Origin of the sequence: Rhodococcus sp. 14-2470-1a (assembly GCF_002259425.1) — a bacterium.
GTDB lineage: Bacteria > Actinomycetota > Actinomycetes > Mycobacteriales > Mycobacteriaceae > Rhodococcoides > Rhodococcoides fascians_E.
The window spans coordinates 146346-172065 of sequence record NZ_NPFZ01000032.1; the positions used below are offsets into that span (position 1 = coordinate 146346).

General features: G+C 64.7%; 28 protein-coding genes. 10 read left to right on the top strand and 18 right to left on the bottom strand.

Annotated features, from left to right (window positions below):
• Nucleotides 1-6: 6 nt before the first annotated feature.
• Genes CH292_RS21630 through CH292_RS21675 form a run of 10 tightly spaced genes read right to left on the bottom strand, consistent with a single transcriptional unit; the run spans nt 7 to nt 9513 of the window.
• Complete coding sequence (locus CH292_RS21630) at nt 7-966, bottom strand: ROK family protein (protein WP_094655714.1); 960 nt, start codon at nt 964-966, stop codon at nt 7-9.
• Complete coding sequence (locus CH292_RS21635; RefSeq protein ID WP_094655715.1) at nt 963-1667, bottom strand: HAD-IA family hydrolase; 705 nt, start codon at nt 1665-1667, stop codon at nt 963-965. The genes CH292_RS21630 and CH292_RS21635 overlap by 4 nt, the downstream gene beginning before the upstream one ends.
• Nucleotides 1664-2545, bottom strand: coding sequence for a TIGR03619 family F420-dependent LLM class oxidoreductase (locus CH292_RS21640; protein ID WP_094655716.1), 882 nt, complete (start codon nt 2543-2545; stop codon nt 1664-1666). Before CH292_RS21640 ends, CH292_RS21635 begins: the two co-directional genes overlap by 4 nt.
• Nucleotides 2542-3333: a VOC family protein gene (locus CH292_RS21645; RefSeq protein WP_094655717.1), complete on the bottom strand. Its 792-nt coding sequence runs from the start codon at nt 3331-3333 to the stop codon at nt 2542-2544. The genes CH292_RS21640 and CH292_RS21645 overlap by 4 nt, the downstream gene beginning before the upstream one ends.
• Nucleotides 3330-4229 carry an NADP-dependent oxidoreductase gene (locus CH292_RS21650; RefSeq protein WP_094655718.1) on the bottom strand — a complete coding sequence of 300 codons (900 nt, stop codon included), beginning with the start codon at nt 4227-4229 and terminating at the stop codon, nt 3330-3332. Before CH292_RS21650 ends, CH292_RS21645 begins: the two co-directional genes overlap by 4 nt.
• On the bottom strand, nt 4226-5059 hold the full coding sequence (locus tag CH292_RS21655) for an SDR family oxidoreductase (RefSeq protein ID WP_094655719.1): 834 nt from the start codon (nt 5057-5059) through the stop codon (nt 4226-4228). Before CH292_RS21655 ends, CH292_RS21650 begins: the two co-directional genes overlap by 4 nt.
• Nucleotides 5052-6047, bottom strand: a complete 996-nt coding sequence (locus tag CH292_RS21660; protein ID WP_094655720.1) for a zinc-binding dehydrogenase — start codon at nt 6045-6047, stop codon at nt 5052-5054. Before CH292_RS21660 ends, CH292_RS21655 begins: the two co-directional genes overlap by 8 nt.
• Nucleotides 6044-7246 carry an MFS transporter gene (locus tag CH292_RS21665; protein ID WP_020113254.1) on the bottom strand — a complete coding sequence of 401 codons (1203 nt, stop codon included), beginning with the start codon at nt 7244-7246 and terminating at the stop codon, nt 6044-6046. Before CH292_RS21665 ends, CH292_RS21660 begins: the two co-directional genes overlap by 4 nt.
• 3 nt (nt 7247-7249) lie before the next feature.
• Nucleotides 7250-8287, bottom strand: a complete 1038-nt coding sequence (locus tag CH292_RS21670; RefSeq protein ID WP_094655721.1) for a 3-oxoacyl-ACP synthase III family protein — start codon at nt 8285-8287, stop codon at nt 7250-7252.
• Nucleotides 8284-9513, bottom strand: a complete 1230-nt coding sequence (locus tag CH292_RS21675; RefSeq protein ID WP_094655722.1) for a sedoheptulose 7-phosphate cyclase — start codon at nt 9511-9513, stop codon at nt 8284-8286. Before CH292_RS21675 ends, CH292_RS21670 begins: the two co-directional genes overlap by 4 nt.
• A gap of 157 nt (nt 9514-9670) precedes the next feature.
• On the opposite strand from CH292_RS21675, the gene CH292_RS21680 reads away from it, so the two are divergent.
• From CH292_RS21680 to CH292_RS21710, 7 genes are all read left to right on the top strand, one after another.
• Complete coding sequence (locus CH292_RS21680) at nt 9671-10291, top strand: TetR/AcrR family transcriptional regulator (RefSeq protein ID WP_019667776.1); 621 nt, start codon at nt 9671-9673, stop codon at nt 10289-10291.
• A 423-nt stretch (nt 10292-10714) separates the two neighbouring features.
• Nucleotides 10715-11038 (top strand): YbjQ family protein, encoded by a 324-nt coding sequence (locus CH292_RS21690; protein ID WP_026348243.1) that lies wholly within the window; start codon nt 10715-10717, stop codon nt 11036-11038.
• A gap of 83 nt (nt 11039-11121) precedes the next feature.
• Nucleotides 11122-11616 carry a pyridoxamine 5'-phosphate oxidase family protein gene (locus CH292_RS21695; protein WP_019667772.1) on the top strand — a complete coding sequence of 165 codons (495 nt, stop codon included), beginning with the start codon at nt 11122-11124 and terminating at the stop codon, nt 11614-11616.
• 74 nt (nt 11617-11690) lie between these two features.
• Nucleotides 11691-12620 carry an aldo/keto reductase family oxidoreductase gene (locus CH292_RS21700; RefSeq protein ID WP_094655723.1) on the top strand — a complete coding sequence of 310 codons (930 nt, stop codon included), beginning with the start codon at nt 11691-11693 and terminating at the stop codon, nt 12618-12620.
• Nucleotides 12621-12819: 199 nt separating this feature from the next.
• Nucleotides 12820-12942, top strand: a complete 123-nt coding sequence (locus tag CH292_RS29440; protein WP_020113261.1) for a hypothetical protein — start codon at nt 12820-12822, stop codon at nt 12940-12942.
• 421 nt (nt 12943-13363) lie between these two features.
• Complete coding sequence (locus tag CH292_RS21705) at nt 13364-13885, top strand: DUF3995 domain-containing protein (protein ID WP_019667769.1); 522 nt, start codon at nt 13364-13366, stop codon at nt 13883-13885.
• Between the two features lie 104 nt (nt 13886-13989).
• On the top strand, nt 13990-14421 hold the full coding sequence (locus CH292_RS21710; protein ID WP_094655724.1) for a hypothetical protein: 432 nt from the start codon (nt 13990-13992) through the stop codon (nt 14419-14421).
• Nucleotides 14422-14451: 30 nt separating this feature from the next.
• On the opposite strand, the gene CH292_RS21715 is transcribed toward CH292_RS21710, so the two are convergent.
• Nucleotides 14452-15264 (bottom strand): oxidoreductase, encoded by an 813-nt coding sequence (locus CH292_RS21715; RefSeq protein ID WP_256978433.1) that lies wholly within the window; start codon nt 15262-15264, stop codon nt 14452-14454.
• Between the two features lie 106 nt (nt 15265-15370).
• Here CH292_RS21715 and CH292_RS21720 point away from each other — a divergent pair, with 106 nt between their 5' ends.
• Nucleotides 15371-16549: an acyl-CoA dehydrogenase family protein gene (locus CH292_RS21720; protein ID WP_094655725.1), complete on the top strand. Its 1179-nt coding sequence runs from the start codon at nt 15371-15373 to the stop codon at nt 16547-16549.
• 42 nt (nt 16550-16591) lie between these two features.
• On the opposite strand, the gene CH292_RS21725 is transcribed toward CH292_RS21720, so the two are convergent.
• Nucleotides 16592-16969, bottom strand: coding sequence for a VOC family protein (locus CH292_RS21725; RefSeq protein WP_037181166.1), 378 nt, complete (start codon nt 16967-16969; stop codon nt 16592-16594).
• Between the two features lie 49 nt (nt 16970-17018).
• On the opposite strand from CH292_RS21725, the gene CH292_RS21730 reads away from it, so the two are divergent.
• Nucleotides 17019-17861 (top strand): helix-turn-helix transcriptional regulator, encoded by an 843-nt coding sequence (locus tag CH292_RS21730; RefSeq protein WP_256978435.1) that lies wholly within the window; start codon nt 17019-17021, stop codon nt 17859-17861.
• Nucleotides 17862-17938: 77 nt separating this feature from the next.
• Nucleotides 17939-18688 carry an SDR family oxidoreductase gene (locus tag CH292_RS21735; protein ID WP_094655727.1) on the top strand — a complete coding sequence of 250 codons (750 nt, stop codon included), beginning with the start codon at nt 17939-17941 and terminating at the stop codon, nt 18686-18688.
• 73 nt (nt 18689-18761) lie between these two features.
• On the opposite strand, the gene CH292_RS21740 is transcribed toward CH292_RS21735, so the two are convergent.
• The 6 genes from CH292_RS21740 to CH292_RS21765 are packed head-to-tail and all read right to left on the bottom strand — an operon-like array spanning nt 18762 to nt 25686.
• Nucleotides 18762-19580, bottom strand: coding sequence for an Fpg/Nei family DNA glycosylase (locus CH292_RS21740; RefSeq protein WP_019667762.1), 819 nt, complete (start codon nt 19578-19580; stop codon nt 18762-18764).
• 53 nt (nt 19581-19633) lie between these two features.
• Entirely contained in the window at nt 19634-20449 is an 816-nt protein-coding gene (locus CH292_RS21745; protein ID WP_020113269.1) for a CoA ester lyase, read from the bottom strand.
• Complete coding sequence (locus CH292_RS21750; protein ID WP_026348240.1) at nt 20446-20946, bottom strand: MaoC family dehydratase; 501 nt, start codon at nt 20944-20946, stop codon at nt 20446-20448. Before CH292_RS21750 ends, CH292_RS21745 begins: the two co-directional genes overlap by 4 nt.
• Nucleotides 20943-22109, bottom strand: coding sequence for an acyl-CoA dehydrogenase family protein (locus tag CH292_RS21755; protein WP_019667759.1), 1167 nt, complete (start codon nt 22107-22109; stop codon nt 20943-20945). The genes CH292_RS21750 and CH292_RS21755 overlap by 4 nt, the downstream gene beginning before the upstream one ends.
• Nucleotides 22106-24103, bottom strand: a complete 1998-nt coding sequence (locus CH292_RS21760) for an acetyl/propionyl/methylcrotonyl-CoA carboxylase subunit alpha (RefSeq protein ID WP_094655728.1) — start codon at nt 24101-24103, stop codon at nt 22106-22108. The genes CH292_RS21755 and CH292_RS21760 overlap by 4 nt, the downstream gene beginning before the upstream one ends.
• A 5-nt stretch (nt 24104-24108) precedes the next feature.
• On the bottom strand, nt 24109-25686 hold the full coding sequence (locus CH292_RS21765; RefSeq protein WP_020113272.1) for a carboxyl transferase domain-containing protein: 1578 nt from the start codon (nt 25684-25686) through the stop codon (nt 24109-24111).
• Nucleotides 25687-25720 lie beyond the last annotated feature (34 nt).

Below are 25720 nucleotides of genomic sequence, written 5' to 3' on the forward strand. Positions count from 1 at the left end.
CCTCTTTCAAATCTTAGTCACACGAAGGTAACCGTCGGCGATTGCGTCCGCTCCGGAGAGTGTGTCGATGTCGCCGGGCGCGCACACGTGGATGATCTCGCGAACCCGATCCGACGTGAGCGAGTCGGCATACGAACGCGAGCCGGCAAGTTGCGCAATGAGTTCGCGCTCGTAGAACCCGACCAGTCCCTCCGCTACCCCGCCGCCGATCCCGATGCGGTCGAGTCGCGGATCGAGCGTGATCATGGTGCGGATCAACTCGGCAATGGGTTCGACTACCACGGTCAGCAATCGAGCGAGGTCATCGGTACCCTCCGCCAGCGAAGAAGCGAAACTCCGCTCCTCGTAGTCGATTCCGAGGACTTGCGCGACCGCCGCCACTCCGGGACCGGACGACATCGACGAAATGTGCCCGACGCCACCGCACGCGCACGGCAACTGCAGCACGGCCGGAGGCGCGGAACTGACGGCGCGCACGTGCCCGACCTCGCCTTGCAATCCGCGGTGATCGACCGGAACAACCTTCTCGGCCAGGTAGGCCGTGCGCACCGCGATGCCGCTGCTGATCGTGATATACGCCAGGTGCCGATCGGTGGGGCGAGCGAACCCCTGAGCGTACGACGCCAATCCTGCCGTCACGTCGTTGACCAGGGTCCAGCGAACATCGGGGCGTCGAGACGACAGCATGTGCAGTAGCGGAATCTCGCCCGAGGGCGCGCCGCCCCACAGTGGCCCGGAACCGAGTGCCACGCCCTTCTGCTCGTCGAGCGCCGCGCCGCAGGACATGTTCACCCTTGCACCGTGCGGCACGTGGACGTCGAGCGTATCCACCAACTGTTGCAGCAACCTGTCCACGGACAGGCCAGGCTGTTGCAGCACACTGGGCGCCGGGAACCGTTCGGTCGCGCTCCCTACACGAATGCGCAGCCACGTACCACCCAGATCGACGGAGACAGTATCGGTCATCGCACGGGAATCGCGTCGGTCACCGGATGCACGTCTTTCGCCGGGTACAGGTCGATGACCAGCGACCGGTCGCGCATCTCGACCCGCAGGGAGTCGAAGTTGTCGACGCGCGCGATGTTCTGGCCGGGCTCGTCGCCGATGGTGATGCACCGCACACCGGCATTCGCCGCGGCAGCCATTCCCGCCGACGAGTCCTCGAACACGATGCACGACTCGATGGACGCGCCCAGTTGCGCTGCCGCGGAGAGGAACCCTTCCGGGGCCGGCTTGCCGACGGTCACGTCCTCCGCGGCGACGGCGATCCGCGGCGTCGGGAGCCCGGCGGCGGTGAGGCGTCGGACCATCATCGATCGCGTCGCCGACGTGACCACCGCCCACCTCTCGGGCGGCACCGACGCAAGGAATCTCGCGGCGCCGGCAATCGGCTGAACCGGCACCACGCTCCGGCGCTCGTGCTCTCGTATCCACTGCAGCTCGGATCGTACGTCGGCTGCGGGTCCGAGGACGCGCAGAACGATATCGGCGGCGAGTCGGCCCGGAAGTGCCTCGGCAACAATCGATCTGTCGACGTCGTGTCGCTGGGCGAACTCGAACCACACCGCCTCGATGGATGCGTGCGAGTCGACGAGGGTGCCGTCCATGTCGAACAGGAACGCACCCGCAGTGATGGACTGCCGAATCGGGCTGGGCTGCAGACTCATACCGTGACCCCCATCCCCATGCTTTCTCCGGCGAAGCGGACGAGTTCGAGATCGTGCTCGGTGGATCGCCGCAACCGTTGATCGCCCGGATCGGTATCCAGAACCACGGTGCCGGCGCCGAGCCCCTCGAGAAAATCGATGTCCGAGTGAATCTGCTCGACGCTGCCGTACCCGAGGGGACGGTTCGGCGACTGAACCGGAGTCTCGGTGGGCAGGAAGTAGATACGTGGGACGAAGTCCTTGCCGTCGTCGAGGGCGTCGGCGCCGGCCGCGCACAGCTGCCTCGACGGGTGCAGCGGATGCCACCCAGTGCCCACGCGGTTCGTCCGCGCGATCGCAGCGGGGCCGTTGCCGCCGATCCACAGCGGCGGGTGCGGCGTCTGGGCGGGCAGCGGCCCACCGTGCACGCGGCGCGGGGTGCCACTGGCGCCGAGGGCCTCGTAGGTCTCCGACGACCATGCCGCCACCAGGGCGTCGAGGGTGACATCGGTCAGCCGCCCGCGTTGGTGATAGGGGACACCCAGCACGTCGAACGCCTGAGACGTCCACCCGACACCCACGCCGACGATCAACCGCCCACCGCTGAGTGTGTCGATGGTGGCCGTCGCGTGCGCGAGGTGCGCCGGATGGCGGTGGCTGCCGATGAGCACGCCGCTACCCAGACGGATGGTGTGGGTCTGACCCGCCAACCACGACAGCGTCGCCAGGCACTCGTAGAACGGCGCGGGCGAGCGGCGATGGGCGTCGTCGGTCAGCACCACGTGATCCGACAGCAGCACGTTGTCGAAGCCGGCGGCTTCCGCGGTGGTGGCCCACGCAAGGATCCCGTCGGCATCGATCTGCGGCCCGAAGTTCGGGAGGTTGAGTCCGTACCTCACAGCGCACCCGGAAACAGTCGAACGCCGTCGCGCCGACCCTCAGCAGGAAGCGTCAGGAAGTTGCTGCCGTTCGCGGTGAGTGGGCGTGCGGCGTATCGACGGCCGATGTGGTGTTCGAACAGCTCGATGTTCAGCTCTCCCACCGACACCATTGCCATCCGCGACGTACCTTCCACGTCGAGGTCGAACTGCGCGGTCATGAAGCCGCGGTCGGCCTCGATGTCGGTCCGCAGAACTTCCGTCGCTCCATGGTGATTCACGAGGCGGTCGATGGCCGCGTCCAGATCGGCGACGCTGTACCCCGAGTGGTCCAATCCGCGGCACGTGGGCAGAGTGGCCGACGGTAAGTCCTCGCGTCGGTGATGCAGGCGGGCGTCGGTGTCGCCGTAATAGCCCGGCACCTCGGGCCAGTTCTGCAGTTCGAACAATGTCCCCCACGGTGAACGGAAGTAGACCCATCTGTTGCCGGCGATCGGGCCTTCCGGCACGGTGATCACCTCGCCGAGAACGGACACATCGTCCAGCCCGGCAAGGTGATCGGCAGCGCGTTCGATGTCGCCGACGGTGAAGCAGAGGTGATTGGTGCCGATGTCGACCAGGCGCGGCGGGGCCTGATTCGGGCTGCGCGAGGACGTGAATTCGATCGATGTGGAGCCGACCGGAACCGTCGCGCCGTTGCCACTCTCGACGCCGAGCAGAGACGCGACGAAATCGGCTGCCTCGTGCGCGTCGGGAACAGTGATTCCGATCGTGCTGAGCGATGTTCGGGCATTCGTGGTGACGGTCATGGGATCAACAGCACCTTTCCTCGTGTTCCACCGGCAGCGAGCATGGCGTGAGCCTGCGGGGCTTCGTCGAATCCGAATGTGCGAGCGATCGGCACGGTGATCTCCCCCGAGGAGACAAGTGAGGCGAACTCCGCTAGGCCAGGCCCGTCCTCGTTCACGTAGCTCTTACCCGGGGTGATGCCCCGCTGTGGTTCGGGTTGGTCGCCGTCTTCGATGGAGACGAACGATCCGCCGTCACGCACACCGTCGATGGCCTCGACCACTCCGGCGGTGTCGACCACCGCGTCGTACTTCCGTGGCTCGAGATCGACGGGCTTGGCCAACACCGACCCCACGCCGAGCGTGAGAAGGTCGTCGGTGTCCGTCTCCCGCGCCAGCGCGTCGACCCGGTGGCCGCGCGACAACAGGATCGCCGACGCTATGCGCCCCACCGCGCCCGCAGCACCGGTCACCACCACGGTGGCGCCTGCCGGAAGCGTGATCTTGTCGAGCTGTTGCACGGCGGTGAGCGCCGCCAACGGGATCGCGGCCGCATGCTCGAGGCCGACGCCGGTGGGGGCGTGGGCGAACAGCGATTCGTCGGCGACGACGCGCTCGGCGTACGTACCGAAACGGTGCGCCGGCTGCGCGATCATCCCGATGACGGTGTCGCCGGGGGCGAATCGAGTGACGGACGAGCCGACTGCTTCGACCGTGCCCGACACGTCCCATCCCAGCACCGCGGGATACGTCAGATCGATGGGCAGGAAGCCGGACCGGGTCTTGAGGTCTACCGGGTTGACGGCCGCGGCGGCCACCGACACGGTGATGTCGCCGGGCCCCGCGGTGGGCTCCTCGATCTCGCCGACGGTGAGGACGTCGGGGTCACCCTTGCCGTGAACGATGATGGCTCTCATGCAGCTCCCTTCGATGTGGCGGCCTTCGATGTATCGGCCGTGTGCAGTTCACCGGCATAGCGTGCGTTCTGCTCGGCGGCGGTGAGTACGAGTCCGCCGTCGACAGTGATGGTGGTTCCGGTGACATAGCTCGACGCGGAGCTCGCGAGAAACACCGCGGCAGTGGCTACTTCGTGCACACCCGCCGGACGACCGAGCGGGATCGCGGGCCGGTCGATGGCGGCGTAGGAGGACTCGTCGTCGACGCCGTTCATCGCGGTCGCCGTTTCGCCCGGTGCGACGCAATTGACGCGGATACCGTGCTGCGCGAATTCGAGGGCGAGCACCTTGCTCGACGCCGCCAGCGCCGCCTTGCTCGCGCAGTAGATCGATCCCCCGGTGATGGGCACCGAGTCGTGAACCGAGGTGATGTTGACGATGGATCCCGCGATACCGTCGGCGATCATGCGGCGACCCACCGCCGACGCCAACGCCAACGGCGTGACCGTGTTGATCGCCAGCACATCCTCGATGCGGCCGACGTCGAGCGCATCGGCCGGAGAACGGTCGTTGACACCGGCGTTGTTGACCAGGCATCGGATCTCGCCGAGGCGATCTGCTGCGTCGAGAACGGTCTCGACGGCGGCATGGGCGTCGCGCAGATACAGCCGAAGCGGGACGACATCGACGGGATGATCCGCACGAATATCGTTGACCAGGGCGTCGATTCGATCGATTCCGTTGCCGTAGCCGAGGATGAGGTTGTGCCCTTCCGTGGCGAGCGCAAGCGCGATGGCGCGGCCGATGCCGCTGCTCGCGCCGGTGACGACCGTGTAGCCGGGTCTAGTCAATGGAGATCACCACCTTCGGCCGGGTTCGGTGGCTTTCGAGTCGATCGAAGGCGGATTTCGCGTCCGAGAGGGGCACGACGCTGTCGATGAGCGACGCCAGGGCGGGCCGGATGAGGGGGAACAGGGCCGCTGCACGCCGATAGTGATCGACGCCATGGCGCACCCCGATGATCGAGATTCCGGCCAGCGCAACCGCTCCGGGGTCGATGGACTCCGACTGCGCGGCGACCCCGACGAGTATGCACTTTCCGCCCGGTCGGAGTACGCCGATTCCCGTTCCCAGCGCGCCGTCGCCACCCGAGGCTTCCACGACGATGTCGTAGGGTCCTGCCAGGGCCTCGGTACTGGTGAAGCTGTGTGCGGCGGCGCTGGGACCGAGGTGGTCGATGGGTCGTGGTTCGAGCACGTCGACGGTGACGGGGTACTGCGACAGCATGGCGATAGCGAGGCTGCCGATGGTCCCCGCTCCGATGACGAGGACGCGATCGCCCGGGGAGACCGACGCCGAGTCGACGGCTTCGAGCACGGTGACCAGGGGTTCGATGAGAACGTGTTCCGGTTCGGCCGGAGCGCGGCCCAGGGATACCAGGGCGCGACGCGGCATGACGAGGAATTCGGCTGCGGCGCCGCCGTGCTCGTAGAGGCCGACCTCACGGAGGTCGGAACATTGATTGCGTCGACCCGATCCGCAGGCCGTGCACGACTGGCAGAAGATCATCGTGCTGCCGGTGACGGCATCGCCGGCGGCGAGGTCATGGACGTGAGCGCCCGATTCCTGGACGATGCCCACCCACTCGTGTCCGAAGTGATGCGGATACGACGTCTTGCCGTCCACCAGATACGACGACGTGCCGTGCAGTAGTTCGAGATCCGTACCGCACAGGCCGACGTACTTCACCGCGACGACGACGTCGTCAGGACCGCAGACAGGCGCGTCGAGTTCGACGACCGACACCGAGTGAGGCGCGTCGATCACGGCCGCTCTCACACGGCCACCCGGGCGGTACGGCGACTGAGGAACAGCAATCCGACGGCGGCGACGGCGAGAACAGCCCCGATGGCGGGCAGAATCCCGACGCTGTAGCCGCCGGACAACGCAATGGACCCGATCCACGCGCCCGCGGCGTTCGCGAGCTGGAAACCGGCGATGTTGACCGTCGCGGCGAGGTGCGGCGCTTGACTGGCCGCGCCGATCAGTTTGGAGGCCAACGGCGGAATGATGGAGAAGCCTGCGGCGCCCAGGACGAACATCCATGCGAACGCGAACCACGGGGTGCCGCCGAACAAGAACAGCACCAGCAGTGCCGCGGCGAGTGCGGTGAGCGCGACGTAGAGCGTCTTGTCCAGGGCCTTGTCGGCGAAGTGGCCGCCGAGTTGGTTGCCGACCACCGAGCCGACCCCGAACACGAACAGCACGATGGTGACGGTGGACGCCGAGATCCCGGCGTGGTCGGTGAGGTACGGCGCGATGTAGGTGAACACGACGAACAGCGCGGCCTGGCTCAACGCGGTGAGGCCGATGGCCCAGAGCACCGGGCCGCGGGTGAACACGCCCAGTTCCGAGGTGACGCTGCCGGTCTGATGAGACGGCGCTGCGCGTCGGGTCGAGACGATGAGGGCTGCGGTGACGACGAGCTGGAAGATCGCGATGATGGCGAACGACCAGCGCCAGCCGAGTTGGGTGCCGATCAACGTGCCCAGCGGAACACCGAGAACCGTAGCGAGGTTGAGGCCGAGCGTGACGCGGGCGATGACGCGGCCCTGGAACTCGGGGGCCACCAGGGAGGTGGCCAGCACGAGGCACAGCGCGAAGAACGTCGCGTGCGGAAGCGCGGTGATGACCCGGAAGACGACCAGGGTGGCGAAGTTCGGCGCCAATGCGGTGCCGATGTTGCCGACGATGAACAGGGCCATCAGCGCTGCGATGAGCGGTGTTCGCGGGACCCGGGTGGTGACGATGGTGAGCAGCGGGCCGCCGATCACGACGGTGACGGCGTAGATCGTGACGAGCAGGCCGGCCGTCGAATTGCTCACGGCGACGTCGGACGAGATGTCCGGGAGGACACCCGCGACGAGATATTCGACGGTGCCGACGCCGAATACGGCGAGGAGCATCCAGAGGATGGCGACGTTCGCGTTGGTAGGACGCGTGGCTGCGGGCTCGCTCAGACGTGTCTCGGTGACCATGGTCTATCCCTTCGTTGAGTTGTCGTGGCCGGTGTATTCGACGACTGCACATCCCCAGGTGAATCCGACGCCGATGCCGGTGAGCATGATTCGGTCACCCGGGTCCAGCGTCTCGGTACGGCGGAGCAGATCGAGACCGAGCAAAGGATCGGCGGCACCGGTGTGGCCGATCTCGCGGCCGAGTTCGACAAGTGTCTGATCAGGGCGGATCTTCAGCGGCTCGAAGCATTGCTTGCGGAGCAGCACATTGCCGAAGTTCGGGACGATCCACCGGGTGATCTCACCGTGGTGCGTGGCGGCATCACCCAATGCTGTTTCGGCGCAACGCGACAGGGCTGCCGAGTTGCGGGACCAGAATTCGTCGATGGAATGCATTTCGGTGAATCCGGCTACCCGCTTCCGCAGGTCGAGCGGACCGTCGGTGCTATAGACCTGCATGGCGAGACTGTCGTGGCCGCGGTGCATCTGCTCGAGGTGCGCGTCGCTCACCACGGAGGTGGACAGCAGGCGGAACGGGCCGGGATCCGGACCGATGACGGCGGCCCCCGCGCCGTCGCCATAGACCAGTCCGCTGTCGGAGGTCCACCGATCGAACAGGGGCTCACGCCACGCGTCGGATGCGGTGACCAGGCCCTTGCCGCGACCGTCGAACCAGCGTCCGATCATCTCCATCCCGACGATCGCGCCGGCGCAGGCGGTCCGGATCTCGATCGGCAAACAGTCCTCGATACCGAGTTCGTTCTGGATGTATGCGCCGCAGTTCCACGCCTCGAGCCCGTTGTGCAGGACTACGGCGTGGACGAGGAGGTCGACGTCCTCGGTGCTGATTCCGCTGTCTTTCAACGCAGCTCGGCCCGCGAGAACGGCCATGTCCGGAGCGGACTCGCCGAGGTCGGGGTTGGACACTGCCGCCGACGTCTGCCCGGTCTTCTGATGCTCGACCTCCTCGAAGCGGCCCGCGGCGACCATGTCGGCAGCCTGGACTCGCGCATCCGGAAGATACGAACCGAAGCCCTCGATGTAGAGGCTGTCCCACTTCATGACGCGACCCTCGTGACCGTCGGTTCTCCGAGTTCGGCGTTCTTTCGGCTCAGCAATTTCAGCGCGGAGGCGATTTCGCCGGGCGTGACGTCGTTCGCGAAGTGGTGACCGCCGATGCCGACGGGGAGCGGCAATCGCTGCCGACCGTCACGGTGACGGACGGTGTCGGCGAGTGCGGCGTCGAGCAGTCCTGTCTTGTCCAACACGTCGTTCCAGACCGGCAGCCCGAGCCGCTTCATGACCGTCAGTATCCGGTCGAGGTCGGCGCTGCCGAGGCTGCCGCGCAGGAAACCCAGTGCCGACGTCAGGGCCATGTCGATGCCGACGGCTTCACCGTGTAGCAACGCGGGCAGCGCTTCCATCTCCAGAGTGGGGGAGAACGTGTGCCCGTAGTCGACGCACCGTTCGAGGCAGGACTCCCACAGATTCGGTTGCAGTTCCTCCAACATCAGGTGGATGGACTCCGCGATGACCTGCGTTGCGGCAGTGTCGAGTTCGCCTGACGTCCCCTGAAAGTTGTCGGCGATCAGACGCGGACCGTACGTTTCGAGCAACTCGAACAGGTCGACCGACTTGATCAGCGCCATCTTCAGAATCTCCGCGAGACCGTTGGACAGGTGCCGGTCGTCGAGGGTGCGGAGAAACGCGCGGTCGACGTAGGTGGCGATCGCCGGCGCATACGTTCCGAGACGGTTCTTGCCCATGGCGTAGTTGACGCCGGTCTTGACGCCGACACCGGCGTCGACCAGGCCGATGAGCGTGGTCGGGATGCGGATGTAGGGGGTTCCACGGCGGTACACGCTGGCGGCGAATCCGACGACGTCGAGCAGTACGCCACCACCGATGGCGATGACCGGCTCGCGGCGCCGGTCGATGCCGAAGCCGTTCATGGCGTCGACCACCCGGATTACCGAGCTCCACTCCTTGACTGTCTCGTCGGCTCGCATGGGCACGAAGTGTGCGTCGACGCCGTGGTGTTCGAAGTACCTGCGGATACGGTCGCCGTGGATGCGGTCGACATTGGCATCGATGATGATCAGACGACGGTCGCCGCGGGTCAAGGGTGCCGCGCTGCAACTGTCGAGTAGCTGCGTACTTTTCAGCGCGAACAGGTTTCGCGCGGCGATGACATGGTATTCGACTTGCTTGACGGCCTCGACCTTCCACGCGGAGTCGGCGTCCGCCGTGTGGCTGAGGCCGAGTTTGAATGAAGCGGCACTACGCATTTCGATCCCCCTGGACGATGAACTGCAAGCTCGGGCTGTGACGGTTCCTTTGCGGTGCTTCGGCGAACCAAAGTTCGTAACCGAGGGTAAGGGATTCGCGTAGTGATCGCTACAGGAGTAGACTAGATCACAATTCGGAGCGAGACCAGGAGGTCCTATGGCAGGCGTACCGGGGCAGGGGCGGAAGTTCGACGTGGGCACCGCGCTAGAACAGGCGATGTTTGCCTTCTGGGAGCATGGCTACGAGGGCACATCCGTCTCCAAGCTGACCTCCGCGATGCACATCAACCCTCCGAGCCTCTACGGCGCATTCGGTGGCAAGGAAGGCGTTTTCTTCGCGGCCGTGGAGCATTACCTCGCCACACGCGGTGACTTCATGAACCGCGCCTTCTCGGAGGAACCTCATGCGGCCAAGCTGATCTCCCGGCTGTTGTATGACGCCGCGTCGCACTACACCGACGAGTCGTGTCCGGGTGGGTGTCTCATCATCAGCTCTGCCGTCAGCGTCACCGACGCCAACCAGGGTGTCGCAGATCGATTGCGCGACATGCGCAATGCCAACGTGGCGCTTCTGTCGGAGCGCATCACCGCCGACATTGCCGACGGCGTCCTTCCGACATCCTGGGATCCGATCGAGATCTCCGAATACATCGGCGTGATCATCCAGGGCATGTCGCAACGAGCCCGCGACGGCGCCACGCGTGCGCAGCTCGAGCGGGTGGCCGACCGAACCGTGGCGTCCTTGGGTGCAGCGGCTGCGACGCCCCTGCGCACATGATCACTGCCCGCCCTGTCGAAGACTCATGACCTAGTCGGTTGAATTCGGATCGAGTCCGAGCGCATCACGATTCACGTTCCGTTCGGCTCACCGACCGTTTCGGAGTCACCTGGATCATCGACGTCACTGCACCCTGGGGCTGAACTCCGAAGGCTGCGTGAGAATGGGTTGGCGTGGTTCAGGTGTTCCTCACCCCCGGCGTGAGTTCGAGACTCTGCGGCGCCGCTCGCGGAACAAGCATCGGGTTGCGCGTTTCGAAAAACGGGGAGGCTCCCTGAAATGCGCCCTCGATTCGACATTCGAGTACGGCTCGGAACCTACTTCGGAGTGGTTGTCGGTGCTTCGGAGACCGCGGCTGGCACCGCCAGTGCATCTTGTCGAATACGTTGTCGCGGTCGTGAATCACCGCCTATCGTGCAGTGCATGATCATCGTGACTACGAACGAGATTCCTGGCCATCGCATCACAGCGGTACACGGTGAGGTGTTCGGTTTGACCGTGCGCTCGCGCCACATCGGATCGAATATCGGTGCCTCCTTCAAAGCGCTCGCGGGCGGAGAGCTGAAGGGCATCACCACGCTCTTGCAGGAAACTCGCACCGAAGCGCTGTCCCGATTGTCGGCGGAAGCCACGGCGAAGGGTGGCAATGCCGTGGTCGCGTTTCGATTCGAAACCAACGATTACGGCGACACCGGAGGAGTCGAGGTGTGCGCCTACGGCACCGCGGTCACCACCGAACCCAGTTGAGGGTTTCATCCGGACGGGCGCGATAACGGTCGGGTCCAAGTCCGTTGTCGTTTGCGGGGGCTCACTGTGGGTACAACCCTGAAATGACAATCGACGACGACCGTACGGCCGGTATCTCCAAAGTGACCGAGCTCCTGAAGGATTCGAAGCTGTGCATGTTCACCACACACGGCCGTGACGGACACCTGCTGTCCCGTCCAATGGCACTGCAGGAGCACGACTTCGACGGTTCGCTGTGGTTCTTCGCGCGCAACGATTCGCGCAAGGTCGGCGACGTTCGCGCGGACAGTTCGGTGAATGTGTCGTTCCAGTCGGGGACAGCCTGGGTTTCCGTGTCCGGACGAGCAGAGATCGTTCTCGACGAGGCGAAGAAGAAGGAACTATGGAATCAGGCGGCGGCAGCATGGTTCGACGACGGCCCTGAGTCTCCCGAGGTCGTTTTGATCTCTGTCGAAGCGGAGGGCGCGGAATACTGGTCAGCGCCGGGGTCCAAGGTATCGACCCTGCTCGCGTACGCCAAGTCCAGGATCACGGGCGACAAGCCGGATGTCGGCACGAACGACACCGTCGAAATGTAGAAACTGGCGCGCTGGAGGAGGGTAGGGTGGCGGCCTCTGGACGGTGCAGGCACGAATGGTGATCGAGGGTGTGCGTGAAGTATTACGAGATGTTCGCTGGCGGCCCGCGCGCGTCGAGCATCGTTCTCGGCCTGATGCGCATCGAAGCACTCGACAATGCGAGTATCGCGAAGCTCGTCGGGACCGCTCGCGATGCGGGTGTTTCGGTTTTCGACCACGCTGATATCTACGGCACAAGTCGACACGGATGCGAGCGTCGATTCGGAGACGCAGTGACATTCCTGCCCTCCGAACGCGAGCAGGTCGTCATTCAAAGCAAGGTAGGGATCCGGGACGGGTTCTACGACTTCTCCAAGGCGCACATCCTCGACACCGTCGAGGGATCGCTCTCCGCGCTCCGCATGGATCATCTCGACGTGCTGCTGTTGCACAGGCCGGACAGTCTGGTCGAGCCCAGCGAGGTCGCCGCTGCATTCGACGCTCTGCACTCGGCCGGAAAGGTGCGCAGTTTCGGCGTCTCCAACCACACACCCGGTCAAATTCAGTTGCTTGCCACCGAGGTGACGCAGCCGCTGATCATCGATCAGGTGCAACTGAGCCTCACCCATGCGCCGTTGATCGCTGCGGGTTTGGCGTCGAACATCGGTGGTCTCGACCAATCGATCGACCTGAGCAACGGCCTTCTGGATTACGCGCGCATCAACGACATAGCCTTGCAAGCTTGGTCGCCCTTCCAAAGCGGCTACACAGGAAAGGTTTTCATCGGTGATCGCGACAACTACCCAGAACTGAACGACGCTCTCGACGACCTCGCCCGCGATCACGGTGTGACTCCCACTTCCATTGCGACGGCATGGCTCACCCGTCACCCGGCGAAGATCCAAGTTGTCCTGGGGACGACCACGCCGAGTCGAGTAGCTGAAGCCGTGGCCGGGAGCGATATCAGTCTGAGCCGGGAAGAGTGGTATCGACTCTTCCGTGCTGCCGGATACCGCCTGCCTTGACGGTCAGCGCCTGTTTGCTCGGATTCCTTTCAACCATCCTCGGATAACTGTGAGGTCGTGCAGTCCCAAAGGTGCAGTGGTCGAGAGGCAATGCGTCGATTCACTACTTCTGCACACGTCGTCGCATCTGGGCGATAGGTAATCTGTGGGAATGGCGGCTTACGAGGTTGGAGACGGGGTAACAACGACGGGTGGGCCCATGAGCGGTGTCTACGGCACTGTTGTCTGGTTCTACGAGGAGAAGAACCAGATCCTGGTTCGTTTCGGTGCTACTCAACAGATGTACTTCGCGCCCGACGAATTGAAGCGTTGGGGCGGGTAGCGCCGGCGAGGCTGGAATCGTCGATCTTCGGAGCAGTCCTGGAGTCATTCGGTCGAATGAATGTCTTTGGAGAGCGCCCGACCGCACCGATGAGATAGATGCGTTCTACCGTGATGTGGTGCAACCGCTGAAGCCTTGGGTGCCGTCGGCGCCGGAATCGACCACGAGCACGGTCGATTCGGAGTGAGGATGCCAACCTCCGTGCTTCATAGCGGCGCATGGAGTGGAGCGAGATGCAGTTCCCATCGCGCACTGGTAGCCCCAGCGTGATGCTCGAGCCCCACGACAACAGTCACCGTTCAAGCGAATTCGCTCCCGTAGTGCGGCGCCGGAAACTGGGTGTCGGTATCCGGGTGCGGTCAGGGCAGCACTCCGGGTAATCCTGGATGTGCCGCCCTCGGGTAATTCGTACCGTTGTTCCATGCGAACACGGGGCACCGAGCGAACGAAGGCTTCGACTGCAGCGTTCGCGGTTGCCGCCGGGGCCGGGGTGGTTCACGCGGTGGCAAGCATGTACTGGGCGCTCGGCGGGCGGTGGCAGCTCGAATCGGTCGGGGAGTGGGCCGTCCAGCTTTCGGTTGAACACCCGCTGACGACCGGGCTGGCGCTGGGGACGATCGCTGTCGTCAAGCTGGTTGCGGCGGTCGTGCCGTGGGTCGACGAGCGTCATCAGGGGCGCTTCCACCGCCCGTTGCGGGTGGTCGGTTGGGCGGGCGGATTCGTTCTGGTCGGGTGGGGCGGCATGTCGACCATCGCGGCAGGCGCGGTGCTGGCTGGACTGTTCACACCGAGCGGTGGATACAACGAGACGACAATGATCGGACACGCGATCGTGTGGGATCCGCTGTTCGCGCTGTGGGGAATCGCGTTGTTGACAGCGTTGGGTTTGACGCGCACCGCAGAATCATCGACTGCGGGCCTCGGCCGAGTGCGTCACCGCTGAAGCCGATCTGCGGACAAACCAATACCTGCAGCGACGGAATCCGAATACCCATCGAGAGGCATTCGACGTCGATGTCGGGGCCTGCTGACTGGAGGAGTGAGTTCATGCGGGGCGACAGGAACCATCTCAGGCTCGTCGACGATGCACCCGAAGTGTCCGCGTCGGTCCCACGAAGCGGTGCGGCCAACGTGATCGCAGTCCGAGCCGACAACGTTCGCCCAGGTCAGGTCTGCGAGGTGTTGCACGCGGGGGTGTTCGCACTGAGTCACCGCGTGGTGGTTCCCGAGGGTCACACGGGCGTCACGATGTCGACCTTCGCGCTGGTGAAGGGCAACTACGAGGTTTCGTTGCGGATCGACGGCGTCGTATACCCGTGCGCCGGTCCAGAGTCGGTTCGTGTGGGCGAACGACGCACCGAGCCGACGACCGCGCCCTCCACGCCGAAGCCGTCGTACCCGAACATCCGTACGGCTGCTGTCGGTCCGCGCAGCCTGACCCGACCGCGGTCGGCACAGGTCACTGCGCACTCGCGCTGAGCACCCCTCGACTCGTCGTGGGTGCGGCGGTCACGTCGTCTTCACGGTGCCCCCATCCACGATCACGTCGTGTCCCGTCATCGATGCAGCCGCGTCGGACACGACGAATCCGATGACGTCGGCTATCTCGGAGGCCGGCGCCAATCGGCCGGCCGGAATCCCACCGAGCGAGTCCATGAGAACAGTCATGCCCTCTTGCTCGTTCACATCGCGCGCCGCGGCTATCCGCCTGGCCAGATCGAGTGCGCCGTCGCTCTGAATCCCGCCGGGTGAGACCGTGTTGACGCGTATTCCACGAGGAGCGAGCTCGTTCGCGAGCCCCTTGCTGTACGTGCGCAACGCGGCTTTGGCAGCGGCATAACCCAGTGTCCCGTCGTACAACGGCATCCTGCCTTGTATCGACCCGACGTGCACGATCGCACCCGCTCCGTTCGCGAACAAAAGCGGCACCAACGCTCTGTCGATGCGGACCGCTGACATCAGGTTGAGCGCAAGTTCGTCGTACCAGTGGGCGTCGGTCATCGTCGCATGGCCGCCGCCCGGGGACGAGGAACCGCCTGCTACGTGCACCACGAAGTCGACTCCGCCTGCATCGTCCGCCGCGCGAGCAATTTTGCCCGCCGACACCGGGTCGGTGACGTCAACTTCTATCGTGCCGTCAACCCTGGTCCTGCGCGCAGGTGTTCGACCGACCGACAGCACCTGTGCTCCGGCGTCGGCGAGACGATCGACGACCGCCGATCCAAGGCCTCTGGTCCCGCCGACCACAACGGCCCTTCGACCCTTCAGCGACAGGGTGGTCGGGTAGAAGGTATGTGTTTCCGGCGGCGTTGGTTCGTTCATGCTCCTACCATCCAGTCTCCCTGCACTGGAGAGTCAAGCTGTCGGTGCGAGCGAACCAGTCGCTTGGTGATTGCTGCACAGTGGTGTCCGGGTCGATAGTGGATGCATGGACACCCTGAACCCGGATGTACCCGACGATGTCTTTTCCGATGTGCTGACGCAGATCTCGAAATTCGTGCGGTCACGCGTCGTACCGCGCGAAGTGGAGATCATGAACGCTGATGCCATACCGGATGATGTGCGGGCGCAGTGCGCGGAGATGGGCCTGTTCGGGTTCGCGATACCGCAGGAATGGGGCGGACTGGGTCTCAACCTGATTCAGGATGTCGAAGTCGCGATGGAGCTCGGTTACACGTCGCTGGCCCTGCGGTCGATGTTCGGTACCAACAACGGGATTGCCGGGCAGGTTCTCGTCGGTTTCGGCACCGAGGAGCAGAAGGCGAAGTGGCTGCCGGGTATGGCAGCAGGCGACATCGTCGCCTCGTTTGCTCTGACCGAGGACGGTGCCGGTTCCAATCCTGCTGGGCTCGCGACCACGGCCAGAGTCGACGGTTCGGGCTGGGTGATCAACGGCAACAAGCGGTACATCACCAACGCGCCGATCGCCGATATGTTCGTCGTCTTCGCCCAGTTGGATCCGAAACCGGAGAGCGGTAACGGTATCGCAGTGTTCCTCGTCCCTGCCGACACTCATGGAATCACCGTCGGGGCCAAGGACGCCAAGATGGGCCAGCAGGGATCGGGAACCGCGGACGTGACGTTCACCGACGTGAGGGCCCCGGCCGATTCGCTTGTCGGCGGAAACGGCGACATCGGGTACAAAGCGGCGATGACGTCGTTGGCGCGTGGGCGAGTGCACATCGCCGCACTCGCCGTCGGTCAGGCACAACGTGCGCTCGACGAGTCGGTGTCTCACGCTGCGGTGTCGAGGCAAGGCGGTGAGCCGATCGGAAACTTTCAACTCGTGCAGGCGATGATCGCCGACCAGCAGGCAGGGGTCATGGCCGGCCGCGCCATGGTCAGGGAAGCAGCGAGGGCTTGGGTCGAGAAAACAGACCGACGCATCGCCCCCTCTGCCGTGAAACTCTTCTGTACCGAAATGGTCGGCAAGGTAGCCGATCTTGCGGTCCAGATCCACGGCGGTGCAGGCTACATGCGCGAGATACCGGTCGAACGGATCTACCGCGACGTGCGGCTGCTACGTCTCTACGAGGGTACGAGCGAGATACAGCGTTTGATCGTCGGCGGCGGGCTGATCCGAGCGGAACAGAAGCGGAACAAGTAGCTCGCAGGACGGACCGGACCCTGGGATGTCGTTCTTCTCGCACTATCCCCAGTTCTCGGCTTTGGTCAGGCAGAAGGGGTGACCGGACGGATCGAGCAGGACCCGCCAGGTTTCGCCGGGCTGGTCGTCGGGGAGGGTGGCGCCCAGGTCGACGGCCGCGCGTGCTGCGTCGTCGAGATCGGCCACGGCTAGATCGAAGTGAAACTGCTTGCTGCCGTGTTCGTTGGGCCACGTGGGCGGGGCATAGTCCTCGACTCGTCCGAACCCCAACGCGCTGCTGGGGCCCGCCAACATCGCGTAGTCCTTCTCGGAGTGGACGACGTCCCATCCGAGCAGAGACGACCAGAAGGTCGCGTTGGCCTCGGGGTCAGCGCAGTCCAGTGTGACCATCTTCAGTGTTGCCACGGGCGTGGTGTTCATGTCTCTCTCCTGACGAACGGTGTCGTCACAGCCTCCTAGACTGCTCCACGTGGCGGATAGGAAAAATGCGACAGCAACCACTGCGGGTGTTCTACGACCCGCTGAACTCGCACGCCACGTCGAGCTCACTCGGCTTCCCTGCTCGGCTCCGTTGTCTCCGTGGATCGAGAACTACTGGCTTTTGCTCTGGGATCTGCCGTCCGGATCGACGTACGCCAGCTCGACGCTTCCGCACCCAGCATGCACCTTGAGCGTCGAACGCGGGCACCTTCGAGAAGGGGTGACCGATCCGGTGGTCGTGACGGGCGTACTCACTCGACGGTTCGACGTCCGACTGGCGCACTCCGGATGGGTGTTCGGGGCCAAGTTTCGTCCGGGAGGATTCGCGTCGTTCACCGGCACTCACGCCCGCACGTTGCGCGACGTGTTCGTCGCACCTCCCGTCGCGTTCTCGACGGAGACCGTCGGGTCGCTGGCAACTCTGGGTTCGCATCTCACGCCGGACGAGTGTCGATTGCACATGGACGCCGCACTCCGCCCGTACGTGCGGGGCGTCGAGCCGGACTACTCCACAGTTCTGGACATCATCGAGGTGATGCTGCACGACCGCTCCCTCGTCCGAGTCCAGCAGGTCGAGGACCGGTGCGGGATCGCGACGAGGCGGCTGCAGCGACTTTTCGAGAAGCTCGTCGGCGCCACACCCAAGTGGGTACTGGCGCGCTATCGCATCCACGACGCGGTGACGGACCTGGACAACGGCTACTCCGGATCGCTTGCTGACCTCGCGGCTCGCTACGGCTGGTTCGACCAAGCTCACTTCACGCGGGAGTTCACCGAACTCGTCGGCGTTCCGCCGGGAACCTATGCACAAGCACGACCGACTGAAACCTGACCGTCGGCGGTGAGGCGTCGAGCGCGTCGGGTGCGCAGATCCGAACCCTCGTTCTGGCGGCGTGATGGAATGGAGTGATGGTGATCGAAATCGAACGTGTGATCGTCGTGACCGGAGCGGGATCCGGGCTGGGGCGCGCCATGGCGACCGGCCTGCTGAACGTCGGCCATCGTGTGGTGTTGGTGGGCAGGACCCGGTCGAGTCTCGACGAGGTTGCCGAAGGACACGATCGAGCAGACGTCCGTGAATGTGATGTGTCCGTGCCCGATTCGGTCAAACGACTGTTCGAAGGAGTGGTCGCGGACTTCGGGAGACTCGACGTGCTCGTCAACAACGCGGGCACGTTCGGGCCGTCGGGAAGCATCGACGAGGTCGATCCCGCCGACTGGTCGCAGACCGTTGCCACGAATCTCACCGGGGTGTTCCTCTGCGCGCGCGAGGCGGTGCGCATCATGAAGGCCCAGGACCCACGAGGCGGCCGGATCATCAACAACGGTTCGATCTCCGCGCACACGCCGCGTCCCGGGAGTGTCGCCTACACCGCAACCAAGCACGGAGTGTCCGGGCTGACCAAGTCCATCGCCCTCGACGGCCGCGATTTCGACATCTGTTGCAGCCAGATCGACATCGGCAACGCCGCGACCGACATGACCGCGGGCATCGCACTCGCCGCTCGGCAGGCAGACGGGTCCAGCCGCCCGGAACCTACGTTCGATCCGGTGCACGTCGCGAACACTGTCGTGCAGCTGGTGGACCTGCCGCTCGACGTGAACGTCCCGACCATGACGATCATGGCGAACCGGATGCCGTACATGGGACGGGGCTGACTCGTCCGAGTCGACTCAGCCCGGGTCGACTCTGCCCGAATTTACTCTGCCCGAATAGACTCTGGGAACGACATCATTCCTGTTCGCGGGAACACCACCACGTCGTACGGCCGCCGACGGTTCCGCGAGACATCGGTGCGCCGCAGCGAGGACACGTCGCATCCTTCTTGCGGAACGGGATGATCTCACCGGTGTGTACTCCGCCTTTCTTTATGGCGGACCTGATCGCGCGCCGCAGAATCACTCGGAGTTCGTCGAGTTCGTCGACCGTCAGAGTCTTCGCACGGCGTGACGGTGACAGTTCGCTCTGCCACAGAACCTCGTCGGCGAGGAGGTTTCCGATCCCGGACACCGCGGCCTGATCGAGCAAGCGTGCTTTCAGAGGAGCACCGCTGATGCCGATGCGGTGCCGGAAATCGTCGCGGGTTATCTCGGCGGCATCCGGGCCGAGCGCGTCGATATCGGGTTCGAGCCGTACACGGCCGAGCCGCCGCTTGTCGAACAGACGGAGCTGTCCGCCGTCGTCGAACGTGATCGCGAACCGAGTCCACTCGGGTTTGTCCGTGTCCCGTTCGCCGACATGCGGATCGCCGCCGCCGTACCGGGACGTCTGCTCGCCGTCCGGTGCGGTGACGATGATGCGTCCACCCATACCGAGGTGAATTCCAAGAGTCGGGCCGTCGGAGCCGTCGGCGAGCCTGGTCTCGCACCACATCGCTTTGCCGCGGCGGCGCGCTTCGACCAGCATGCCGCCGGTGAGTGCCCGGGCAATGTCGCCCGGACGATGGGGTCTGCATTCGAAGGTGTCGGCGTCGTCGATCTCGACGATGACGCGATCGAGCGCCTTCTCGACGACTTGTCTGGCGTTCTCGACTTCGGGGAGTTCGGGCACCGATGGTCCTTACCCCGTCGGGCGATCGTCTATGCCTGCACCGGTGCGCCGAGCTACGGGGACGTGGTCCGACGCGCCAGGATTCGTCGAGCATGGGTGAGCACCGGCGCGTCGACCATCTTGCCGTCCAGGCTGAACACGCCGCGGTTCGACTGCACGGCGTCCAGAACGCGCTCGGCCCAATCGATCTCGTCGTCCGTCGGCGCGAAGGCGCGGCGGATCACCGGGATGTGACTGGGATGGATCGCGACCTTGCCGTCGAAGCCTACCGCCACGGCGTCGTCGGCCTCCTCGCGTACACCGTCGAGATCGGGAATGTCGAGATAGACCGAGTCGAGGGCGAACAAACCCCGCGCTTTCGCGGCGAGCAGAACCTGAGACCGGACATGGTGCGCGACAGTTCGATACGAGCCGTCCGGCAATCGGCTGGAGCTACCGCCCAAGGCGGCGATGAGATCCTCGGCGCCCCACATCGCGCCGACAGCGTTGTCGGCGCCCAGAGCACGGTGGCACTCGACGGCCCCGGCCGGTGACTCGAACAACGCGATCACATCGCGGGGCGCCAGGGCGGACACGTCTTGGGGGCTCTCGCACTTGGGAAGCATGACGACGGTGTAGTCGGTTCTGTTCAGTGCGGTGAGATCCGCCGAGCAGTCGTCGGTGCCGTGCGCGTTGACTCTGACGATGGTTCTGGTCGGGTCGAGTGGGGTGGCAACCAGTGCTTCGCGCGCAGCAGCCTTGTCCGCCGGTGCAACGCCGTCCTCGAGGTCCAGGATGACGACGTCTGCGCGCGCGGCCGCTTTCTCGAACCGTTCCGGTCGATCCGCCGGGCAGAACAACCAGGCCGGACCGGGCGGCACCCAGTTCATGAACGATCCTCCGACAGTGGGTCCGTGGCCGGCTTCATCCGAACCAGTGTCTTGCGGACAGCGACCACGACAACGTCGCCGTGCTGGTTACGCCCGGTATGCGTGAACGTGACGATGCCCTCGCCGGGCCGGCTCTTGGACTCACGCTTGTCCGAGATCGAAGTCTCGGCGTACAGCGTGTCGCCGTGGAACAGCGGCTTGGGGAACGTCACCTCGGAGAAACCGAGATTCGCCACGATGGTGCCCTGAGTCAGCTGTGCGACGGACAGGCCAACGACGGTGGACACCGTGAACATCGAATTGACCAACCGCTCACCGAACGATGTGCTCTCGCTGTACGCCGCGTCGAGATGTAGTGCCTGAGTGTTCATCGTCTGGGTCGTGAACAGCGTGTTGTCCGCTTCGGTGACGGTTCGGCCGGGCCGATGCTCGTAGGTGACGCCGACCTCCATTTCCTCGAACCACAGGCCTCGCTGCCGAATAGTCCTCCCGCTCATAGCCCCAACCCCCGCGCAATCAACATCAATTGGACCTCGGTCGTTCCTTCGCCGATCTCGAGGATCTTGCTGTCCCGATAATGCCGAGCCACCACGTACTCGTTCATGAATCCGTATCCACCGTGGATCTGCGTGGCGTCTCGGGCATTGTCCATCGCAGCCTCGGAGGCGACGAGCTTGGCGATCGACGCTGCTTTCTTGAACGGTTTACCTGCCAGCATCAGCGCGGCGGCGTCGTAGTACGCGGTACGGGCGGTGTGCGCACGCGCTTCCATCCGCGCGATCTTGAACGAAATCGCCTGATTGCGTCCGATCGGTGCGCCGAACGCCTCGCGCTCCTTCGCATACTTGACGCTCTCGTCGACGCATCCTTGTGCCGCACCGACGGACACGGCAGCGATGGCGATACGGCCTTCATCGAGGATCTGCAGGAAGTTGGCGTACCCGCGCCCCTCGTCCCCGAGCAGGTTCTCCACGGGTACGCGGACGTCGGTGAAGCTCAACGGATGTGTGTCCGACGCGTTCCACCCGACCTTGTTGTAGGCGGGTTCGGCGACGAATCCCGGTGTGTCGGTCGGCACGAGGATCGACGAGATGCGTTTCTTGCCTGTCGCCTCGTCGACCCCGGTCACTGCGGTCACCGTCACCAGCTCGGAGATCTCGGTTCCCGAATTGGTGATGAATTGCTTGCTGCCGTTGATGATCCAGTCACCGCCGTCGCGCTTCGCGGTGGTCTTGGTGCCGCCGGCATCGCTGCCCGCTCCCGGCTCGGTGAGACCGAAGGCCGCCAGCGCCCTACCCGTGGTCAATTTCGGTAGCCACTGTTGTTTCTGCGCGTCGTTGCCGAATCGGAACACGGGCATCGCGCCGAGGGACACCCCTGCTTCGAGTGTCATCGCGACGCTTTGATCCACCTTGCCGAGCTCCTCGAGGGCAAGGCAGAGCGCGAAGTAGTCGCCGCCCATCCCGCCGTACTCCTCGGGAAACGGGAGTCCGAACAAGCCCATGTCGCCCATCTTCGCCACGACGTCGTAGGGGAAGGAGTGCTCCTCGTCGTGTTTCGCCGACACCGGCGCGACCACCGTTTTCGCGAAATCGGCTACCGAGTCCTTGAGTTGGCGATACTCGTCCGGCAGGGAGGACGATGACAGGTAGTCGGTCACGATTGCACCTCTGAATCTTCGTTGGGAATGATGCGGGCGAGAACTTGGTCCACCTGAACCTGGTCTCCGACCGACACTGCGAGTTCGACGGTTCCGTCGACAGGTGTGGTCAGGGCGTGCTCCATCTTCATCGCTTCGACGACGACGACGGCGGTTCCTGCACTCACGGCGTCGCCGGTAGCGACCTCGACAGCGATGACCGAACCGGGCATCGGGCTGACGATCTCGGCGTTACCCGAGTGGGCTTCCTCGGCGCGAACACTCGGCTCGGACACCGTCGACATCGACCAGGTTCCGCGTGAACTGGAAATCCACGTCGCATTTTCGGCGTGGGCGAATCGCGCAGTCTCACGGTGACCGTCCACGACGGTCACGATGGTGTCCGTTCGTACTTCTGCGTGCAGGGGCCTGGACGGCCCATCGCCGACGGCAACCGTCGCAGATCCAGGAACACCGCTGATCGAGACGTGCACTGCCGCTTCGCCCGTGGACAATCGCACAGTGAACGGCGCGTGCTCGCCCACCCGCCATCCGGTCGGGGACGACCAGATGTCGGCCCCGGTGCCGATCCACATCTCGAGCCAGGAGACGGCTGCAGCTGCGATCAGCGCCTGATCCGGCACCGACTCAGGAGTGAAATCTTCCAGTCGGCGGTCCAACAGACCTGTGTCGAGCGTGCCCGCTCGAACGTCGTCGTCGTCGAGCAGGAATCGGGCGAACTCGATGTTGGTGACGACGCCCAGTACGGCTGTCTCCGACAACGCGCGATCGAGTGTGCGCAGGGCGGTGGGTCGATCGGGCCCGTACGCAATCACTTTCGACAACATCGGGTCGTAGTTGCTTCCCACCTCGGTACCGACGGAAAGCGAGGAATCGACCCGAACCCCGTCACCGCCGGGTTCGCGGAGCCCGACGACGGTGCCACCGGTGGGTAGGAAGCCGCGGCCAGGATCCTCCGCGTACACGCGGGTCTCGATGGCGTGACCGGTGAGAACGATGTCGTTCTGCTGCAGACTCAGTACCTCACCTGCAGCGATACGAACTTGCCATTCGACGAGATCGAGTCCCGTCACCATCTCCGTGACCGGGTGCTCGACCTGCAAGCGGGTGTTCATCTCCATGAAGAAGAATTCGTCGGGGCTGTCTGCGGAGACGATGAATTCGACAGTTCCTGCGCCGGTGTAGTCGACGCTGCGGGCCGTGTTGCACGCCGCTTCGCCGATGCGGGCGCGGGTCTGCGCGTCGAGCAAGGGCGACGGCGCTTCCTCGATCACCTTCTGGTGCCGGCGTTGCAGGCTGCACTCGCGTTCACCGAGATGAATGACGTTGCCGTGCTGGTCCGCCAGGATTTGCACTTCGATGTGTCTGGGCCGGAGGACGAACCGTTCGAGGAAGAGCGTGTCGTCGCCGAACGACGACGCAGCCTCACGGCGGGCACTGGCCAGAGCGGCCGGCAGGTCCTCTGCTCGCTCCACCAGCCGCATTCCTTTTCCGCCGCCGCCTGCCGACGGTTTGACCAGTACCGGGAAGCCGACCTCGTCGGCGCCGGCAATCAAGTCGGCGTCGGTCAACCCGGGCCTCGAGATGCCCGGAACGACCGGGACCCCGAACTGGGTCACGGCGTCCTTCGCCGTGATCTTGTCGCCCATCGCGGCGATGGCCGTGGCCGATGGGCCGAGGAATGCGATGTCGGCCTCCGCGCACGCGGCCGCGAACTCTGCGTTCTCGGAGAGAAATCCGTACCCCGGGTGAATTGCCTGGGCGCCTGTGCGTTCGGCTGCCTCGATCACGTTGCGGATCGACAGATAGCTGTCCTTCGCTGCAGCCGGTCCGATGCGTACGGCAGTATCGGCCTCGGTGACGTGCCGAGCTCCTGCGTCCGCATCGCTGTAGACAGCAACGGAGGTGATCCCCATCGTGCGCAGGGTTCGAGCCACGCGGACTGCGATCTCACCGCGGTTGGCGATCAGAACGGTATCGATTCTTTCGACCATTTGTCTCACATCCTGAAAACGCCGTAGGAGACCGGTTCGAGCGGTGCGTTGGCGCACGCCGACAATGCCAGTCCAAGAACAGTTCTGGTATCGGCCGGGTCGATTATGCCGTCGTCCCACAGCCTGGCCGTCGAGTAGTACGGGTTGCCCTGTGTCTCGTACTGGGCGCGAATCGGCGCTTTGAACGACTCCTGATCTTCTTCCGACCAGGTCTTGCCCGCGGCATCGAGTTGGTCGCTGCGCACGGTCGCCAACACCGACGCGGCCTGCTCGCCGCCCATGACGGAAATGCGCGCGTTGGGCCACATGAACAGGAAGCGGGGGGAGTAGGCGCGCCCGCACATCGAGTAGTTGCCTGCGCCGTACGATCCGCCGATCACGACGGTCAACTTCGGAACGCGGGCACACGCGACGGCAGTCACCATCTTGGCACCGTGTTTGGCAATTCCGCCCGCCTCGTAGTCGCGCCCGACCATGAAGCCGGAGAGGTTCTGCAGGAACACGAGTGGGATGCTGCGCTTGTCGCAGAGCTCGATGAAGTGAGCGCCCTTCATCGCCGATTCGGAAAAGAGAACACCGTTGTTGGCGACGATACCGACGGGATGACCATGGATGTGCGCGAAGCCGGTGACGAGAGTCTTGCCGTACTCGGCCTTGAACTCGTCGAACTCACCTGCGTCGACGACTCGGGTGATCACTTCGCGCACGTCGTACGGAGTTCGTGGGTCCGTGGGGACCACGTCGTACAACTCGTGCTGGTCTGCGATCGGTTCACGGGGCGTCACGATGTCCCACGGGCGCGGGGTGCGAGGTCCGAGCGTCGAGACGATCTTGCGCACTCGGTCCAGTGCGTCGCGATCGTCCTCGGCCAGATGGTCGGTGACACCGGAGACCTTGGAGTGCACGTCACCGCCGCCGAGCTCCTCGGCCGTGACGATCTCCCCGGTGGCCGCCTTCACCAAGGGCGGACCACCGAGAAAAATGGTTCCCTGATTCCTGACGATGACGGCCTCGTCGCTCATGGCCGGAACGTACGCGCCGCCGGCGGTGCACGACCCCATCACCGCAGCGATCTGCGCAATTCCCTTGGCGCTCATGGTGGCCTGATTGAAGAAGATGCGGCCGAAGTGGTCGCGGTCAGGAAACACCTCGTCCTGGCGGGGGAGAAACGCACCGCCGGAATCGACCAGATATATGCACGGCAGGGTGTTCTGCAGCGCGATCTCCTGGGCACGCAAGTGCTTCTTGACCGTCATCGGGTAGTACGTGCCGCCCTTGACCGTTGCGTCGTTGGCGATCACGACACATTCACGCCCCGACACCCTGCCGATTCCCGCAATGACCCCTGCGCCCGGGCACTCGTCGTCGTACAGGCCGTTGGCTGCGAGCGGAGCGATCTCGAGGAAGGGGCTTCCCGGGTCGAGCAGTTCGTTCACGCGATCGCGGGGGAGCAGCTTGCCTCGGGCAACGTGACGTTCTCTCGACTTCTCGCTACCGCCGAGCGCGGCGCCGGCGAGGCGTTCGGAGAGTTCGGCGGTGAGGAGCTGGTGTTCTGCCCTGCTGGCGTTGGGTTCATGTGCCATGTGGTGCGCGCCTTCGGTCCGATCCTGCGAAACG